The organism is Burkholderia sp. SRS-W-2-2016, from assembly GCF_001931485.1.
In the GTDB taxonomy this organism is placed as follows: Bacteria; Pseudomonadota; Gammaproteobacteria; order Burkholderiales; family Burkholderiaceae; genus Paraburkholderia.
In genome coordinates, this window is record NZ_MSDV01000053.1 from 1 (window position 1) to 18,593 (window position 18,593).

Here is an 18,593-nt window from a genome sequence, read left to right on the forward strand (position 1 = left end):
CTATTTCGACGCAACCACAAATACGCAATATGGCCTGTATGGCTATACGCTGAAGAGGCGAACCTGGTAAATGGATCCGTCTCGCTGACAGAGCAAGATGCAGGATCGTCTGTCTCTCGCCCTAAGCGCAACAACGCAATTTGGGAGCGGTTAGTGTGACATCGAAGAATCCGCATCCCGGGCTTGGCGGTCACTTTTCCGGCTTTGCTCCGCTCGTGCTGCCCTGCGAGGCGTTCGGTGGTGGATACGATATATCGTGCGGCGATACGGAAGATGGAGCGTCCATAGTCTGTTACGCCAATGCCGTCAGCGTGAATCGACTCCGTATAACGCGGCATGGCCCAGGAACCGGGGTACGCGCCGCAACCGGCCGCGTGGGTAGGCCGCCCGCTGTTCTACAGCGCTGGACGCGGGCGCCTGTAGGCGACGTCCGTGTCGGAGGACCGGTATCCAATCGCAGGATCATCCTGCGTACTGACAGGGCCTTGCCTTCGCTTGCGCTCGTATGGAGAATTCAATGCTGCGATTTGTCGTAGTCCGAGGGGTCTTGATGTGGGGCGTTGTTACGGCGGTTCTTTTCACTGCCATTCAGTTTGTCCAGCACCACGAAGTCGGGGCGCTAGACGTCGTTAGAAATTTCGCTACGTTCATGGTCGGTGGTATTTTTTGGGGAGCCACGATGTGGTGGTTAGGCAGCCGCAAAAAGGGAAAGTCGGGACACGATCGATGAGTCAATCCATTCAGGGATTCTCGGCGGACGATATTGGGCAATAGCCGGCCAGTTGCAGCAGCTCGCGCTCTCCATCTAGATGGGCCTAGTCGTGCGACGTAGTGCTAATGTGGTCAGTATCGTAACTGTGTATAAGAGGCAGGGAATGGGAAGGTGGCTCGCGATCGGTATAGCTGTCGGCGTTGCAGTTGGCGCAGCAACTGCAAGTATGGGTCTCTGGTTAAGCTTGGGGGCAGCAATAGGCGGTGCAATTGGAGCGGGCTCTAAAAAGCGGCATCGGTAGTCGCATGCCAATGGTGCAACAGTTCAATGCCCACTATTGGGGGAACTGAAGGGATGTTCCGGGCCACTACACAGTCTTCCACGGCGAGAGGCGATCGGCTCGAAAGAGTCAGTTCGCGACCACATCTGACCGTGACTGTCAGGTCGCGTCTCGGCTTATACAATTTGCCGGGACTTGATCTCACAGGGCGGTGTGGCGATCGCGTCTGACGGTTGTCCTCAGACTGCCCAATCAACGAGCGGAACGATCACGGTATAGAGCCGGAGAGTAGAACGTCCTCCGACCCCAGGCCGTGTAGATTCGGTCGTCAGAGTCCTGAGTAGTGCGGCATGGTCGCCGTGCGGATCGTCAATCTATGTGAACGGTCGACGTTCCCGATTCGCAAAGCAGATTCTCAGCTATTCAGCCCACTAGACGCGCCGCAGCCCTAGAAATCCCGCTCTGACGCTCTACGCCAGCTTGATCCACGTCGGGTCTGCCGTCAGATAGCCAACGGCCGCGCCGAAACGATCCTTGTAATTCGCGCGTATCAGCGGATCGAGTTCGGTCTGCACTTTCGAGTGCACGGACGTCCAGTCGCCCGCGTGCTGGAAATTGCTCATGATGTAGGTCCAGCCGTTGATTTCGTCGACGGCATGCAAGCCGGTCGATTCCGCACCTGCCGGACACGACAGCACGCGCGAGAGTACTTTCGTGTCGACGTTATAGGCCCACAGAAAATTGTTGATATGCATGCCGCTGTCTTCACCGATGAAGAGTGTGCGCAGCCGCTCCGAGAACTTGAGGTTGTCCGGATTCGCGATCTTTTCCGGATTCGCGGTGTTACCGAGGCTATCGGCACTCGCGAGGTCTTCGCCAACGAGTTGCGCGGGCGCGCTCATATCGATCGGCACCCATTCGCTGTCGATCGCCGCGCCCTCGAGATCGCGTTGGCCGCCCGTCATGTTCAACGCGTAGACCGCCCCCGATGAAATACCCTTGTCGAGCGCGATATCCGTCGAATGCGCATTGCCGCGCACCATCGATGCCGTGATTTGCGACATGGCCGAGTACAGGACCTTGTCTTTCGCATTCACCGTCGTGCCTTCGAGTTTCGTGAAACCCATGCTCGCGCCGCGCAACGCGGCGTAACGGTGCGTTTCCAGAAATGCGGCGGCTTTCTCCATGCCCGGCTTCAGTCGGATCCAGTTGAATTTGCCGCCGTAGTGGATCTGGGTGAAGCTCGGATCGGTGGGCGAATTCTTCTCGTCGGTGACGATGTCCATGATGTCCGCGATGGTCAGCGTATTGGCGAGCGCCTCGATTTCATCGCTGCTCGCGTGACCGAGTTTGAGCCACGTCAGCGTCGCGGCGCCCGCGTCCGCCGATGATCGTTGCGTCCACTTCGCGACATACAGCGTGCCCGCCGATAGATCCGCCTGCTTGTCCGCGACGAACATGAAGAGGCCGCCGTTGGTTGCGTCGTCGCCCATCAGCACGGTGCGCCTGTCGGGCATCACCTGAATCAGCTCATGGGAAAGGCGGCCGAGGCAGTAGTGCTTCCTGACCGTACCGGTGCCGTCGGGGTGAACGGTGACTTCGGGCAGATGCCCATAGTGATACGGCCGCGCCGCCGATGCGCTGCCGTAAAGGTTCTGACTGTACGCCTGGAACTGTTTGTTCGTCGCGATGGTCGCGGCATCCGGCTCGTACTCTTCGCTCGACAGATGCGTATTCCACGGCGACAGGCTCGCGCCGCAGGTAATCCACAATCCATGCGCGGCCGATGTATCGACGTTCGAATAGCTAACCAGCGTGAGCTTGCCCGTCGCCGGGTCCTGATCGAGCGTCAGCACGGCAATCGGCGACGGCAGCTTGCCGTACATGTCGCCTGCTGCTGTTTCCGTCTGGTCGCGCGTCGTGTATTCGAACTGGACCACGGCGAACACCGCGTTTCCCTTGACGCCCTTCACCGTCGGCTGGTCGAGACGGATCAGCGAGGTGCCGTCCGGGCAGTCGGAGAAAAACTGGCGCTCCTTGCCCGGCACGGAGCTGTCGATGATCGGCTGGTTGTTGATGTCGAAATAGCCGCCCGCCACGATCGTGCCGCCGGTCGTGTTCGCGACGATGTCGCCCGTCGTGAAGAACGGCTGATACGCGAGTTTGTAGGTGCGGCTGCTGCCGTCGCTGAACTGTGCGGTCAGCGTGGAGCCGACCGTCGTCTTCGCCATCGCCGCGGGATTCGCCAGCGAAGGTGCGGCCATGCCGCCGAACGACGCCGTTACGAAGGTGGCTTGCGTCGGGGCCGGGGTATGACTCGCCAGGTGGTCCTCACCACTGCCGCAGGCGGCGAGAAGCGATGTCGCGGCGCCGCCGAGCGGCAGCATCGGCGCGCCCGCGATGATCTTGAGGGCTTTGCGGCGGGAGTGGTCGAATGATTGCGCCATGTTCTCGTGATCCATGTTGAGTGAACCGGAGACGCAGGATCGGAGTGACCATGGCGCGCCGGATTGACGCGCCACTGTATTGAATGAATATGAAATATTGTTGACAGGACAATGTAATTTAATCGACTAGTCGTCGTCACATCGGCCTTGCTTCGGGCAGGAAAGCGCCCCGCCTGCCTTTGGGTAGAGGAGTGGTCTGTTTTTGGTGGCTTCCCACTCCCGGTGCGTCAGCGATGTGCTGAGGCGAAGAATCAATTGACGTCGACGAGAACCCGACCGGTCAGCTTGCCCGCCAGCATCGCTTCGGCTGCGGATTTCACCTCGTCGAGACGAACAGTTTTCTGTGTGATTGTTTCGAGCACGCCCAGTGGCAGATCGCGGGTCAACCGATCCCAGGCCCGGATTCGTTTCTCGATAGGCGCCATGACGGAGTCGAAGCCCAGCAATCGCACGCCGCGCAGAATGAAAGGCATGACCGACGTGGGAAGATCGGCACCGCCCGCGAGACCACAGGCCGCAACGATGCCGCCGTAGTTCATCTCGGCCAGAACACGGGCGAGGACGCCTGAGCCGACCGTATCGATGGCCGCAGCCCACTTTTGGCCTTCCAGCGGGCGTGCTGCCGTTTTCCACTGCTCACCGTCGACGATGCTGCTTGCGCCGAGGCCGACGACGTACGCATGCTTCGCGGGATCATCGCTGCCGGTGAGGGCGGCCACGGTGTAGCCGAGCCGGCTCAGAATGGCGACCGCGACGCTACCGACGCCGCCCGCTGCGCCCGTGACGAGCACGGTGCCGCTCGATGGCGAAACGCCGGCGGCTTCCAGTGCGTCGACGCACAACATGGCCGTGAAGCCAGCGGTGCCCACCATCATCGCGTTGCGGGTTGTCAGGCCTTCAGGCAGCGGCACCAGCCAGTCGCCGCGGACGCTCTGAAACTGGCTATATCCACCCCACCAGGCTTCGCCAACGCTCCATCCGGTCAGCACGACGCGTTGTCCCGCTGCGAGTCGCGGATGCGTGGTGTTGACCACCGTTCCAGCGAAGTCCACGCCGGGAACGAGCGGCCACTGTCGAACGATCTTGCCTTTGCCGGTGACGGCAAGCGCATCCTTGAAATTCAGCGTCGAATAGTCGATTTTCACCAGCGTGTCTTCCTTGGGAAGATCGCTGAAGCCGAGCGGCTCGACGGAGGAGAGCGTGTTTTTCTGATCGTCCTGTCTGAGGACCATGGCGTTGAACGTTTCGCTGTGCATGTCCGATCCGTTGGGTGTTGATAGGGAAACTAGACCCGTGACCTCCTGGTATCCCCGCATCGGGATGTTGGTCTGCCGTCCATTTAATTGGGGCGTTCGGTCTAATTAAATGGATTTATAGCCGCTTCGCGAATGCGCGTCAACAGGAGAAGTGAAGTGCGATGCGCCACAAGGGGAGCAGGGTGCGCAGAATCGGCGGTGTCCGGGCGTCGCCGGACTCACGTTCATACGCAGTAGTTCTAATTAAGCTGCAGACGAGAAGGCCTGCAAACGGCATGATCGGAGGGTCGGGACGGAGAATCGGGACGGCGCATAGACGGGCCGCCCCACAGCCGCGGGAATCGTCCGCTGGACCGCAGCGCTCTAGCGTTGGATGCTATCGACAAAAATTTTGGCGAACATGCGCAGTGGCGTGGCGCTGCGCTCGAGTTTCGCGCGCAGAACTGCACCCTCCCAACCCGTCCACAGGTAGGCGGACCATTCGGCGCAGTCAATGGACGCGTCGATTTCACCAGCGGCCTTCGCCTGTTCCAGCACCGTGGCGGTGCGCCGCTGCCAGCCGAGCAGCACGTCGGTCAACTGCGAGCGAAACGATTCGGGCAATGCGCCCATTTCCTGGCCCAGATTTCCGATCAGGCAACCGCGCCGAAACGCGAACCGCTTCATCCCCCGTTCGGCATCGACAAAGAAAGCCTGAATCCTGTCGAGGCCAGGCCGCGATTCGTCGAGGAAGAACCGGTCCAGCTTCTTGACGAAATAGGCGTCGTAACGCGCAATGAGTTCCGACCCGAAGACCTCTTTGCTGCCAAAGAAGTTGTAGAACGAGCCCTTGGGCACGCCGATCGATTTGAGAATTTCGTCGATGCCGGTGCCCGAGAAACCCTTTTCGGTGAGGGCCGCGACGCCGGCGTCGAGTAGTGCTTCGCGGGTTTCACGGAAGTCGCCTGCCTCCCTGGCTGGGCGTCCGCGCTTGCGGGGCGGTGTGATCGTCTGGTTCATGCGCCGAATATTGGACCGACTGTCTCGTGCGGTCAAGACCAGATTCTCCGGATCGGCGTTGGCAACGGCGGTTGGCTATAGCACGTCGATCCACGCGGAAATGGCAGCATTTACGTCGCCACTTTGGTCCTGCATGATCCAATGGCCCGCACCCGTCCATACGTCCACTTTCGACTTCGGATGCGAGAACCAGGAGCGCATACGATTGGCCTGCGCCGGGTCGCGGCACAAATGATAGAAGGGAACGGTAAGGCTCCTGCAGAACGTCGCGCTTGCTTCTCCAATGCCCACCTGATCGTTACCGAAGAACAGCGGGCCGAAGGATTCGCGCACGACATGCTGGGGCATACCCAGGACACGCCTTTCATGCCAACGTTTGAACGCCGGATCGGTGTCGCGGCCGTACACAAGCGGAAACAGGGCGGTGGCCACGACGCGGGGATCGTTCGAATTCAGGTCATGCGTGACTTTTGCAAAGAGTTCGGCCGCAGCGCCGGTAAATCCAAGCGCACCGTCGACTGACACCACCGCACTGACCAGATCCGGGCGCTTTGCGGCGAGTCGGGCGGCGATTTGGCCGCCCATCGAATGCCCGACGATGATGAATTTCTGTCCGGGATATTTCGTCGCAATAAACGCCTCGATGTCCGTGACGTAGTCCATGGGCGCATAAGTCCCCGGCGGCATCAGTTCCGATTTGCCATGTCCGCGGAGATCGACGGCGACGACGTGATACCTGCTTTCGAAGAATGGAAGTTGCCAACTCCAGTCATGGGAGTCGCAGGTCCAGCCATGAATAAACATGATATTTTTGCCTGCGCCTGCGTCTGTCGCGAACAAGGTGGCCGATGGCCTTATTGCACCAACGGCTTGATGGTTGCCGAAAGTGGCTGAAATCGCCACCGCACCGGCGACCTTGAGCAGATCACGACGGGAAATTTCGCGATGCTTATTTTCCATTTTTTCCTAAGTATTTTTACATTAGCGTGACGCTAACCAGTCCATTCTGGAATTTCAAAAAGCGCAGTGTGCTGAGCAATTTGTGTCACGTCATGTTATACATGGAATATCTACAGTCAATTACGCACCTTAAAGTGCGTAGATATACAGGAGGATATCGGCATGACATGCGAGGCGGACCAGGTGTTCTTTGCGGACTGCGCCGCGCGGTCCTTTTTCGATCAGGTGGCGAACAAATGGTCGGTGATGATTCTGACGCTGCTGACGCAGAGACCAACGCGCTTCAATGAACTCAAGCGCAGGCTAGAAGGAATCACGCACAAGGCGCTGACGGAGGCGTTAAGGCGTCTCGAACGCAATGGCCTGATCGCTCGGGCGGTGCTCAACACGTCGCCCGTGGCAGTCGAGTATTCAATCACCGACCTCGGACGAACGCTTCAGGTCCCGTTTGGAGCAGTGTACGACTGGTCGATCAAGCACCTGCATGCGATCCAGCAGGCGCAAATAGCCTACGATCAACACGCATTCGGGAAGTAATCTGGAATACTTCTGTCGATGCTACGCGACAAGCTGAGCATCAGCTACTCCGCATGCAGTTCGTCTTGGCTTCCTTCACTATCCCCAAAGCAATAGCGCCTGTCCAATGCCGTTTTCTGCCGCCGGCGATTCCCTGAATGCATCACTCTCTACGCGCATCTCGTCAACGTGACACGTCAGGAGACCGCCCGCCGCAAGGGGTCGACAAAGCGATCCAGAGTTGGGCTTACTCCGTTTGCCAGGAAGCAGAAGTCGAGTAGCAGCGGCACCGAAAGATCCTGCAGATCGACGAAACGCACGCGCGCCGGTGGCCTGTCACGATTCGCGCCGTTCACGATCGCGGCGCCCACGCCCGCGGATACGAGCGACAGGATCGCCGTTTCGGTGCTGGCCTCCTGCCGGATGTCGAGCGTGAGACCGCGTTCGGCGCAGGCACCCAGCAATCGATCGTAGTACGCGGGATACACGCGACGCGGAAACGCGATGAAGGGTTTGCCCCGAAGCGCCGCCGTTGCGACGGCCCCCTCTTTGCCGAGCGGCCACGCTTCGGGGACGGCCAGCACGACATTCTGTTCGAGCACGCGCACGCTGGCCATCCCTTCGGGAAGCACGCCCTCGCGATAGCAGAAGCCACCGTCGAGACGCCCGGCGGCAATCGATTCGAGTTGCTGCGGCGTGTTCATCGGTAGCAGTTCGAGTCTCACGTTCGGGACAGCCTGTTCGAATTCGCGCAACGTGCGCGAGACCACACCGCTCCACGCCGCGTTTTCGACGAAGCCGACGCGTAAATGTCCATGCAAGCCGGAAGCGATCTGGCGGGCGAGGCGATTGGCGGCATCGACGCGGGCCAGAATCTCACGTGCTTCTGTCAGGTAGGCTTCGCCCGCGGCCGTGAGCACGAGGCCGCGTGGCGTGCGTTCGAACAACGCCGTCCCGATGGCTTCTTCAAGACTCTGGATTTGTCGCGAGATAGCGGGCTGAGTGACGTGCAGCTGCTCAGACGCCGCGCGTACGCTACGCAATTCGGCGACGGCAATGAAATAGCGGAGATGCCGGAGTTCCATCGTGGGAAGGCCAAGAACGCAGGAGCCAGATAATAAATCATCGCGCGTTACGTGGTTACGATAAGGCGCCGGTGCAACACGGTAGTGCAGGGCCGATCCTGATGATCGCGGAACTGTTCGACCGTAAGTCTGACGGGTTGACAACGATAAAAACGACTATTTAGAATATGATCGTTTCCTAAATTGGTCGATCAAGATGATCAAAGCAGTCGCAGGCCGCCCGCGGGGCCGGCCCAGAGCATTCGATGAAGAACGGGTTCTGAGTCGCGCTATTGCGCTGTTTAGCGCTTCGGGGTATTCGGCCGCCGGGATCAGCGATCTATCAAAGGCTACCGGTCTGACGGCCGGCAGCCTATACAAGGCCTACTCCGACAAGGAGGGCATCTTTGCCAAAGCGCTGGAATGCTATATAAGCCGGCGCGAGGCGCAAGTCGCAGCCATGCTGGAAGGTGCGCAGAACGGGCGTGCCGGCATCGCGTCTCTACTCGGCCTTTATGCCAGGCTGAGTCAGGGCAAAGAGGGCAAGCTCGGCTGTTTGCTGGTGACAGGCATTGCAGAGCTACCTCAATTCTCGCGTGTGGACACTGTGTTACGCGGCCAGCTTGCGCGGCGCAGAACTCTATTGGCCGGACTCGTCGCTCGGGGGCAAGAGGACGGTTCGATTACCACCGCGAGCGCGCCGACAACGGTGGCCGACCTGTTGCTTGCGCTTCTGCAAGGGATGCGCGTGCTTGGAAAAGCCGGATCGTTTAGCGAAGATGCCGACGCATTCGTTGCGCTCGCACTCAAAGTGCTAGAGCGACCGTGAACAACTGGGCTCTATTCGCTTTCATGGCCGGGACAATGCTTCCGCTGCAGGCGGTGATCAATGCGCGACTCGCCCGTCCACTGGGATCGCCAATCTGGGCTGCCGCCTTGTCCGGCGCCGTCACAACGATCGCACTTGTTCTGATCGGTCTGGCCACCAGTCGCGGTTTGCCGAGGGGCGACGGTGGCGTCGATCTGCCGGCCTGGTCATGGACCGGCGGCCTTTGCGGTGCGTTCGCGCTAACCGCGATGACCGCCACCGCACCACGAATCGGCGCCGCAACCATGATCTCGATGATCATCACGGGGCAGGCGATGTTTTCCCTTCTGATCGATCATTACGGGTTGTTCGGCTCGGCTTCCTGTCCCATTACCTCCCGGCGAGTCATCGCAGTCTGTCTGCTGATCGCTGGTGCGGTTCTTTTTTCAAAAAGGATTCCTGCATGATACATGGCGCGCTTCCGGCTGCCCCCACCGGTTTTGAGCATAAATTTGCAACTGCGGAGGGGCTGCGATACCACTATGTCGAGGGTGGTGCGAATGCAGAACGTACTATCGTCCTCATCGCGGGCTTTCCCGAGAGCTGGTATGCATGGCGTAAGGTCATGCCGCTACTTGGCAGCCGCTTTCGCGTCGTTGCCATTGACCTGCCAGGGCAGGGCGATAGCGATCGACCGATAGACGGCTACGACACGCAAACGGTCGCGCAACGCGTGCACGATCTCGTGAGTCATCTTGGACTCAAGCGATATAGTCTCGCCGCGCATGATGTCGGCGCGTGGGTCGCGTTCCCTTATGCTCACCTGTTCGGCGAGGAAGTCGAGGCGCTGGCGCTGATGGATGCGGGAATTCCGGGTATTACGTTGCCGGATATGCTGCCGTCCTCTTCCGATCGGTCGTGGAAGACCTGGCATTTTTCCTTTCACGCGGTCCCGGATCTTCCCGAGATTCTTCTCGCGGGTCGTGAAAGAGCGTATCTGGAATGGTTCTTCTGGAGCAAGACGGCTAATCCGGCGTGCTACGGCGAGGAAGAGATCGCCGAGTATCTGAGGACGTATTGTGCGCCTGGCGGAATGCGCTCGGGCCTCGCGTTCTATCGCGCCGCGGCACTTTCCGTCGAGCAAAACCGAGCGTTGTCGCGCGACCGCAAACTGGCGATGCCGGTGCTCGGCCTCAGTGCAGACCAAGGGTCGATCCCGGATATGTCAGCGGCTCTCCGTCCGTTTGCCAACGAGGTCAAAGGCGAGACCATTGCGAATTGCGGGCACTTTCAGCCCGAGGAGCAGCCTGAAGCCGTGGCGGATGCTTTGGCGCGTTTTTTCGCTTCAGTCTGAAGTCCGCAAGGCAATTGAAACGATCAGTCGCAGGGGCAATCGGCGCTTGTCCGGCGAAGTTCCCTGCGACAGTTATCTTCGCGCGGTTTTCCGGTTAGACCGCGCGAGGACCGGAAGAACCTTGTTGAAAAGAGAAATAGAGCTGTATTGGTTCGAAGAGATTTGCCGGCAGAGCGTCTTCTGCGAACCATGACCATGCCTCGCATTTATCCGGCTCCATACGATGAATACACCGCGACAACTCAATTCGATTTGACGAGATGCGCGTAGAGAGTGATGCATCCAGGGCATCGCCGGCAGTAGAAAACGGCATTGGGCAGGCGCTTTTGCTTCAGCGATAGTGAACGCATCAATGCCCGTTCGACTCACTACAGAATGCACGGCCTTGTCATCGACGATAAGGAAACATGTCATGAAAGACTCTTCCAACACCTGGCGCGTAGGCGCCGCAACGATTACCCGGGTCGACGAAACGGCCTTCGCGCTGGCTCCCGAAGTGTTGTTCCCCGAGTGGGATGCCGAAAGCGAGCACATGCTGCAAACGCACTTTTCAGCGGCCAGCCTCGACCTCGCGAATCGACGGCTAGCGCTGAAAACGCACTTATGGGTCGTCGAACTGGACGGTCGGACCGTCGTCGTCGACACGGGGATCGGCAACGGCAAGGCGCGGCCGTTCAGTGCGCTTTTCGACCGGCTCGGCAACCCCGTCCTCGAACGTTTCGAAGCCGCCGGGTTCCGGCGCGAGCAAGTGGACTATGTACTGCTGACCCATTTGCATGTCGATCACGTCGGATGGAACACGCATTGGCAGGACAATCGCTGGGCTCCGGTCTTTCCGAACGCCACCTATGTGTTCAGCCAGCGCGAGCGCGACTACTTCGCCACGCCAGCCGGAGAACCGCGCCGAATGGTATTCGAGGACAGCGTGCAGCCCATCATCGAAGCGCGGCAGGCCCGCGTGGTGCCGGACGCCGGGGAGGAGGTTGTCGACGGCATTCGCTTTCTGCCGACGCCGGGCCACAGCATCGGGCACATGGCGATCGAGATTCACACGCAAGGACACACGGCACTGTTCTCCGGTGACGTTATGCATAGCCCGCTGCAGGTCTATCGTCCGCAGTGGAATTCGGCGTTCTGCCGGGACCCGTCGCAGGCGCGAGCCTCGCGACAATGGCTGCTCAATCATGCAGCGAAAACAGGTGCGATCGTCTTTCCCGCACACTTTCCCGAGACGTCGGTTGGTACGGTGCGGGAGGGACCGCACGGCTTCGACTGGCACTACCTGAATGGTGCAAGATCGGGAGAGGTTTGAAGGAAATGGGGAGACGGCTACGCGGGCAAAAGGCCTGCTTTTCGATAGTTTCCGATTAGCGCGTCATAGAGGGAGAGATCGGAACGGCTCCTCGCGACTTCCGGCAGGTCGTCAATTTCGGCGGCCATGAAGCGCTGGTGTCGGCGGCGGATTGAAAGGAGTAGATCGCCTCCGCTACTTTCCATTATTTGACATAATCTTTATTATCAACATTTTCGATAGCATGCCCGACGCCGCCAGCCATCAGCAATGCCGCCAGACCGGCGACCGCTTTTCAAAGAACGCCTGATTCCCCTCAATCGCGTCACGCGACTGATACGTTTCCACGAATTCCTCGAGCTCCACGGCGAGATGCTGTTCGAAGTCGTTGCGAAACTCCCGGTCGATCAGCCGTGTAATCGTGCGCACCGATTGGTTCGGCTTGGAAGCGTAAAACGCGGCTCGTTCGATCGCACGCTGCTCGAGCATTTCTTCGTCGGCGACTTCATCGACGAGGCCAAGCGCCAACGCCTCGTCGGCACCGAACCTGCGACCGCTATACAGCAACTCTTTCGCAGCCCGCGCACCGATCAGTCGATTGAGAAGCACGATCCCGCCGGTGCCAGGCCAAACGCCGCGATCGATCTCGGGCAATGCGAACACAGCATCGCGCGCACAAATCCGGAACGCACAGCCCAACGCCAGCTCCAGACCACCGCCCATGCAAAAGCCGCGGATCGACGCGATGACAGGAACATCCAGTTTGACGAGTTGAAGAATCATTCGATGGGCGTTTTCCCCATGCTCTCTGGCGACCCTCGCATCGAAACGCAGTGGAAATTCGCGCAAATCGGCACCTGCGGAAAATGCGCGCTCGCCACTGGCAAAGATCACACAGCGCAGATCGCGCCGATTTTGGGCATCCATAAAGAGGTCGCCGAGTTCGCGCCGAACCGTTTGCGTCAGCACGTTCAGCGGCGGATTTGCGATCCTGACGCTCAGGACGCCAGGCACGCATTCGTGCACATCGATGGCCGCGGCGGCCAGGGTGTCGTTCATATCGTTTCCTTGACGCGTTGCTCCGTCACGCCCGTTATTGCGGACGAACGGATCATCTGTGCGGCACGCTCGGCAATCATCAGCACGGTCGCGTTGGTATTAGTCGACGTGATCGTCGGCATCACCGATGCATCCACGACGCGCAGTCCGCTCACGCCATGCACGCGCAGATCGGCATCGACCACGCTCATCCGGTCCTCGCCCATCCGGCACGTACCGACAGCGTGATACACCGTCGAACCATTGTCGCGAGCGTACTGCAGCAATTGCGCGTCGCTGTCGGCGGCTCGCCCGGGCACGGTCTCGTCGACGATAAACCGCGCGATCTCCGGTTGCGCAAAAATGTTGCGGCCGATGCGCAGTCCCTCGACCGTCGTCGCGCAGTCCCGCTCGTCGCTCAGATAGGCGGGCGCGATCGCCGGCGAGTCCTGCACTTCTTTGCTGCGGATATGGACGTGGCCACGACTTTCGGGCCTCATCTGCCACACCCCGCAGGAAATGCCCGGCTCGCTTTCCAGCACGCCGATGCGTCCCGCCGCGAAGCTGCCGGGCGCAATCACGAGCTGAACATCCGGACGGCTCGCATAGCGGGTCTGAACGAATCCGCCGACAAGCGCCGCGCTATAGGTAAGCACGCCGGTTCCTGAAACGGCGTAGCGCATCATTTCGCGGGCCAGCGCCAGACCGTGGGAGCGCTCGTTCGCGGTGCCCGCGCCACGCACCCGGAATCCGAGCCGCACCACATAGTGATCCTGCAAATTGGCACCGACGCCCGGTAATGCGACCCGCGTGCGAATCCCCGCGTTATCGAGCACATCCTTATCGCCGATACCGGAGAGTTCGAGCAGCCTCGGCGTACCGATCACGCCCGCGCACGAAATCACCTCGCGTCTCGCACTGATAACGCAGGGCTCGGCCGACGCCGTCATCGCATGTACGCCGGTCACGCGCGTGCCGCTGAACTCCAGTTTCGACACCTGCAAGCCAGTCAGTACTTTCAGGTTCGGCCGGCCCATAACCGGTCGCAAATAGCCGCGCGCCGCGCTCGAACGACGGCGGCCGTCGCGAGTTTGCTGGTAGTACCAGATCGACGGGCCGCGCGTCGTCGAATTGGGATCGTCGAGAAATTCGAGTCCCGCCTGCCGCGCCGCCGCTACCGCGGCACCGCAAATCTCCGGCGGATTCTGTACCCGGCTAACCTTGATCGGACCATCGGTGCCGCGCTGCGGACTTCGACCTTCGGTCCACGTCTCCGACCGGCTGTAGTGAGGCAGACAATCGGCGAAGTTCCAGCCTCGCGCACCTGCTGTTTCCCAGCTATCGATGTCCTCGGCGAACGGGCGTACATACAGCAGTCCATTGATCGCACTCGATCCGCCCAGGCCGCGACCGCGCGGAAACAGGATCTCGCGGTGACTCGTGTGCGCGTTCGCCTCGGTGTGATAGCGCCAGGTGACGCTCGGATGATCGAGCAGGCGCACGAATCCCGCTGGAACGTGAATGAACGGGTGGCGGTCCCGCTCGCCTGCTTCGATCAGAATGACCTCGACCTGCGGATCCTCCGACAGCCGGTTGGCGAGCACGCAGCCGGCCGTTCCCGCACCGACGATCACGTAATCCGCTATGAGCGTTTTCACGAAACGGCCTCCTTCTTTTCGGTCTGTAGCCCGGCGGTTCGGCCTTCCAGTACGGCAATTTCGTCGTCCGAAAAGCCGAACTCCAGGAGTACTTCCACGGTGTGCTCACCGAGCACGGGCGGTGGACGCCGATAAGCGACCGGGCTGCCATGAAAATTGACCGGACTGGCGATGTTCGTGACCTTCCCTGCCCGCGGATGATCAAGCTCGACGACCGTGCCGTTGTGCTGGATCTGCGGGTCCAGCGTTAGAGCAGTGTGATAGTCCTGCACTTTCGCGCACGGCACGTCGGCCGCGCTCAGATGAGCGACCCAATGGTCGGCCGGGTGGCGCAGAAACTCCTGCTCGAGGAGCGCATCCAGCGCGTGGCGATTCGCGGTGCGCGCGGTGTTGCCGATAAAGCGCTCGTCGCTCAGCAAATCTTCGCGGTCCAGCGCATGACACAGGTTCTGCCAGAACTTCTCGGTGAAACACGCGGCAAAGAAATAGTGCCCATCGGCGCCCTGATAGTTCCGGTACGGCACCATCGTCGGATGCCCGCTACCCAGGCGCTCGGGCGCCTTGCCGCTGCGCAGCGTCTCGCCGTCGCGCGGGATCGTGCTAAAGAGTGCCGCCGACAACAGCGAGGTATCGATCTTTTGCCCGACGCCGTGCCGCTCGCGATGCAATAGCGCGGTGGAAATGCCGAATGCCAGCAGCGCCGCCGCGCCGAAGTCCGGCAACGGCGCGCCGAGGCGCACCGGATTGCCGCCCGCCTCGCCCGTCATATCCATCAGCCCGGCCACCGCCTGCACGATCGGATCGTTCGCGGGCCACGCGGCATAAGGGCCACTCTGCCCAAACGCCGATACGCTCGCGTACACGATCTTCGGGTTGACGGCCTTCACCGCGTCATAGCCGATGCCGAGTCTTTCGACCGTTCCAGGGCGGAAGTTCTCGACAACCACATCGGCATGCTCGGCCATACGCAGAAATGCATCGCGGCCCTTCGGCGATTTCAGGTCGAGCCGGATGCTGCGCTTGTTGCGGTTCTGCGAGAGGAATTGAACGCTTTCGCCGCCGACGAACTGATTGCCGAGATTACGCGACAAGTCGCCGGCGCGCGGCTCTTCCACCTTGATGACGTCGGCGCCCAGATCGGCCAACAACACCGTGCCGACAGGGCCGGCGGTCATCACCGTCAGGTCGAGGATGCGATAGCCCGACAACGGGCCAGTTTGGTTCTTATCCATGATTGGCTGCCTGCGAAGTCGGTTGTTCGGAAAGATCCGCGTGCGCGTAGTGCAGCGCGTCGAATCGCAATTCGAACGGATCGTCATTGCCCCGCGTGATCGTGAACGCGTGTCCGAAGTTTGCGTCGTCACGGGCAGCGAAATCCGTCCGGTAGTGGCTGCTGCGCGATTCGCGCCGCTCGATACAGGCGCGCAAGATTACTTCCGCTGTGGTTGTCATGTTGTCGACTGTCAGCGCCTCCATGATGTCGTGCGGCGTGCAAGAAGCACCTTGCTGAAGCCGGCCGCGCCCTTCGCGCACTACCTGCAACGCGCGCATCAGGCCGCTCTCGGTCTTTTCGACCAGGCAATGCGTCTGCATCGCGTCTCGCAAGCTGCCGGCTATCGCGGCTGCGTCGAAGTCCGGATTCGGCTTGAGCGCGAGTTCGAGCCGCGCGGCAGGCGTGTCGGCGTCGATAGCGCCCGCCGCGCAACTCTGGCGCGCGAACGCGGCGGCGCCCGAGCCCGCACGATGGCCGAACACCTGGCCTTCGGCGAGTGAGTTGCCGCCCGGCCGGTCCGGGCCGCGCACGCCGCCCGCCAGTTCGCCGATCACGAACAGCCCGTCGATGGTGGACATGCCGTTGGCGTCCGTCATGCGTACACCGCCGTTCAGGCATTGAAACGCGATGCCGACATCGAGAAGATCGCGCTGCGGATCCACACCTTTCGCACGCAACCACCGCATCGTGTTCGGGATCGTCGCGAGCAGCGTTTCGGGCGCGACGTGAGCGAACGAAAACTGCACCGTGCCGCGTTCGGTGCCGCGCCCCGCCGCAATTTCCGAAGCGATCGCAAGATCGATATAACGCGACTCGTTCGAGATCGTGAACGGAAAGACCTTCTCGTCCATCGCGGCTTCGGCGCTCACCCCTTGCGGCAGATAGTCGGCGAGAAATTCGCGGCCTTCGCGATTGAGCATCCGCGGATGCAGCACGAAACACGATTTGCTGAAGAGTTGAACGTACGGATGCACCATCGCTGGACCGAACTGATGGAACTCCATGTTGACGAGTTCGGCGCCGTGTCTGAAGCAGATCGCCTGGCCATCGCCCGTCATCTCGGCCGTCGATACCTGCTGGGAGAAAAGACCGTGCGCGCCGCCGGTGCCGAGCACGACCGCACGCGCCGACACCACCAGCAGGCGCCGCACAATCGCATCAAACGCCAGCACGCCCGCCACGCGCCCCGCCGTATCGCGCAACAGATCGACGAACGCCACCGAGTGCCGCGTCTCTACGCCAAGCCGTTTCGCTTCATCGGCGAGCGCCGCGACAAATGCTTTGCCGGTCTTGCCCTTCACGCCGAGCGCGCGAGCATAGCTGCCGAAGTCGCTGCGAATCAGCTTGTAGCCGTCGCCGTTTCGATCGAACGGGACACCGAGCGTGATCAGATCAGCGATACGCGCCGGCGCATCTTCCGCGAGGACCCGCACGAGCTCGCGGTCGATAAAGCCACCGGCAGGCCGCATCGTGTCTTCGTAATGGACGGTGGGACCGTCCTGTTCGCTGCCGTAGCCCGACGCGCCCATGCTCATGATCTCGCTCGCACCGTGCACGGTGCTGCCGCCCTGCCCGACCGGCGCTTTCGCCAGCATCAGCACACTGGCGCCGGCCTTCGCGGCGGACACGGCGGCGCGCGACGCCGCCCCTCCACCGCCGACCACGACCACATCGGCGTGAGCGGATTCAACCTCAAAACCAAGCGTTTCCAACCTTTGAACCAGGGTCACCATCGGTCTCCGTTATGACTTCAGCGCGCGCGCGACGATGTTGCGCTGGATTTGATTGGTACCGCCGAAAATCTGGAACATCTTCGCTTCGCGGAAATGCCGCTGCATCGCGTACTCGGCGGAATAGCCATTGGCGCCCATGATCTGGATACCATCGGTTGCAACCTGTACGTAGGTATCCGAGGCCAGGTACTTGGCCTGGGACGATTCGACGTCGCACGGCTGCCCGTCGTCGAGTAGCCTGGCCGCACGAAACGACATCATGCGCGCGGCGTCGACGCGGGTCTGCATATCGGCGAGCAGGTGCGAGACGGCTTGAAAATCGATGACCGCCTGGCCGAACTGCTTGCGATCGTTCGCATACCAGCGCGCGAGATCGATCGCCGCCTGCGCGCCGCCGACACACATCGCCGACAGCGCGATGCGTTCTTTCGACAGCACGGTCGTCAACTTCTTCCAACCCACATCGAGGCCGCCGACAATGCTCTCCTTCGACACCCGTACACCGTCGTACACGACTTCGCAGGTGCGAATCGCGTGGCCGCCGAGCAGGTCGATCGGGTTGATCGTGAGCCCGCGCGTTTCGGTCGGAACGAGAAACAGGCTGATGCCGTCGTGCTTCTTTGCACCCGGATCGGTACGCACGGCGGTGAGGATGTAGTCGGCCTGCATGGCCCCCGAGATCCACATTTTCGTGCCGTCGATGCGGTAGTGCTCGCCGTCCGCATCAGCCACACCGCGCGTTGTCAGCGAAGCCGCGTCCGAACCCGAGCCGTTCTCGCTCAGCGCGAATGCGAGCCAGGCGTTGCCCGCCGCCAGCTTCGGCAAAACCTCGGCCTTGATATGTTCCGGCGCGAAACGCGCGAGCGCGCCGCCGCACATGTTCACGTTCGCATTCCAGAAGCGGGCGAGCGCGATCGTGTGGTACGCGACTACTTCAAGGTAGGCGGCCATGTCGAGATAGCCGCCGATACCGCCATACTCTTCAGGCAACGTAATGCCGAACCAGCCCTGTTCGGCGGCGACGTTCACGAGTTCCTGCGGGAACCGCTTCTCCTCATCGCAGTGACGAACATATTCCGGAGAAGCGTGTTTCGTCAGCACGCGATTCACAGAATCGCGAAATTCAAACTGATCCGCATTCAGATACGGTTGCAGATCGCGACGGTTGACGAGGTTTGCTGCATATTCTGGGTTCACTTATGTC

15 protein-coding genes are annotated in these 18,593 nt (G+C 60.9%); 5 read left to right on the plus strand and 10 right to left on the minus strand.

Annotated features, from left to right (window positions below):
- Positions 1–1,462: 1,462 nt before the first annotated feature.
- The 4 genes from BTH42_RS23300 to BTH42_RS23315 form a co-directional block, all read right to left on the minus strand.
- The gene (locus BTH42_RS23300) at positions 1,463–3,439 is read right to left on the minus strand and encodes a PhoX family phosphatase (RefSeq protein WP_075303526.1); all 1,977 of its coding nucleotides are present in this window, start codon (positions 3,437–3,439) and stop codon (positions 1,463–1,465) included.
- 251 nt (positions 3,440–3,690) lie between these two features.
- Entirely contained in the window at positions 3,691–4,695 is a 1,005-nt protein-coding gene (locus BTH42_RS23305; RefSeq protein WP_075303527.1) for an MDR family oxidoreductase, read from the minus strand.
- A gap of 363 nt (positions 4,696–5,058) precedes the next feature.
- Entirely contained in the window at positions 5,059–5,694 is a 636-nt protein-coding gene (locus BTH42_RS23310; RefSeq protein WP_075303528.1) for a TetR/AcrR family transcriptional regulator, read from the minus strand.
- 75 nt (positions 5,695–5,769) lie between these two features.
- Positions 5,770–6,654, minus strand: a complete 885-nt coding sequence (locus BTH42_RS23315) for an alpha/beta fold hydrolase (RefSeq protein WP_075303529.1) — start codon at positions 6,652–6,654, stop codon at positions 5,770–5,772.
- 162 nt (positions 6,655–6,816) lie between these two features.
- On the opposite strand from BTH42_RS23315, the gene BTH42_RS23320 reads away from it, so the two are divergent.
- Positions 6,817–7,191 carry a helix-turn-helix domain-containing protein gene (locus tag BTH42_RS23320; protein WP_075303530.1) on the plus strand — a complete coding sequence of 125 codons (375 nt, stop codon included), beginning with the start codon at positions 6,817–6,819 and terminating at the stop codon, positions 7,189–7,191.
- 176 nt (positions 7,192–7,367) lie between these two features.
- Here the strand turns inward: BTH42_RS23320 and BTH42_RS23325 are convergent, their stop codons facing one another.
- Positions 7,368–8,255, minus strand: a complete 888-nt coding sequence (locus tag BTH42_RS23325; protein WP_075303531.1) for a LysR family transcriptional regulator — start codon at positions 8,253–8,255, stop codon at positions 7,368–7,370.
- 196 nt (positions 8,256–8,451) lie between these two features.
- Between BTH42_RS23325 and BTH42_RS23330 the strand changes: the two genes are divergently transcribed.
- From BTH42_RS23330 to BTH42_RS23345, 4 genes are all read left to right on the plus strand, one after another.
- On the plus strand, positions 8,452–9,063 hold the full coding sequence (locus tag BTH42_RS23330) for a TetR/AcrR family transcriptional regulator (RefSeq protein WP_075303532.1): 612 nt from the start codon (positions 8,452–8,454) through the stop codon (positions 9,061–9,063).
- Positions 9,060–9,509, plus strand: coding sequence for a DMT family transporter (locus BTH42_RS23335; RefSeq protein ID WP_083654875.1), 450 nt, complete (start codon positions 9,060–9,062; stop codon positions 9,507–9,509). The genes BTH42_RS23330 and BTH42_RS23335 overlap by 4 nt, the downstream gene beginning before the upstream one ends.
- A complete protein-coding gene (locus BTH42_RS23340) occupies positions 9,506–10,396 on the plus strand; it encodes an alpha/beta fold hydrolase (RefSeq protein ID WP_075303533.1) in 891 nt (296 codons plus the stop codon). Before BTH42_RS23335 ends, BTH42_RS23340 begins: the two co-directional genes overlap by 4 nt.
- 412 nt (positions 10,397–10,808) lie before the next feature.
- The gene (locus BTH42_RS23345) at positions 10,809–11,708 is read left to right on the plus strand and encodes an MBL fold metallo-hydrolase (protein WP_075303534.1); all 900 of its coding nucleotides are present in this window, start codon (positions 10,809–10,811) and stop codon (positions 11,706–11,708) included.
- 243 nt (positions 11,709–11,951) lie between these two features.
- Here BTH42_RS23345 and BTH42_RS23350 read toward each other — a convergent pair whose 3' ends face one another.
- Genes BTH42_RS23350 through BTH42_RS23370 form a run of 5 tightly spaced genes read right to left on the minus strand, consistent with a single transcriptional unit; the run spans position 11,952 to position 18,586 of the window.
- The gene (locus tag BTH42_RS23350; protein WP_083654876.1) at positions 11,952–12,746 is read right to left on the minus strand and encodes an enoyl-CoA hydratase/isomerase family protein; all 795 of its coding nucleotides are present in this window, start codon (positions 12,744–12,746) and stop codon (positions 11,952–11,954) included.
- The gene (locus BTH42_RS23355) at positions 12,743–14,383 is read right to left on the minus strand and encodes a GMC family oxidoreductase (protein ID WP_075303535.1); all 1,641 of its coding nucleotides are present in this window, start codon (positions 14,381–14,383) and stop codon (positions 12,743–12,745) included. The genes BTH42_RS23350 and BTH42_RS23355 overlap by 4 nt, the downstream gene beginning before the upstream one ends.
- The gene (locus tag BTH42_RS23360) at positions 14,380–15,615 is read right to left on the minus strand and encodes a CaiB/BaiF CoA-transferase family protein (protein WP_075303536.1); all 1,236 of its coding nucleotides are present in this window, start codon (positions 15,613–15,615) and stop codon (positions 14,380–14,382) included. The genes BTH42_RS23355 and BTH42_RS23360 overlap by 4 nt, the downstream gene beginning before the upstream one ends.
- Complete coding sequence (locus BTH42_RS23365) at positions 15,608–17,389, minus strand: FAD-binding protein (protein ID WP_256702174.1); 1,782 nt, start codon at positions 17,387–17,389, stop codon at positions 15,608–15,610. Before BTH42_RS23365 ends, BTH42_RS23360 begins: the two co-directional genes overlap by 8 nt.
- Before the next feature lie 9 nt (positions 17,390–17,398).
- Complete coding sequence (locus BTH42_RS23370) at positions 17,399–18,586, minus strand: acyl-CoA dehydrogenase family protein (RefSeq protein ID WP_075303537.1); 1,188 nt, start codon at positions 18,584–18,586, stop codon at positions 17,399–17,401.
- Positions 18,587–18,593: the final 7 nt, after the last annotated feature.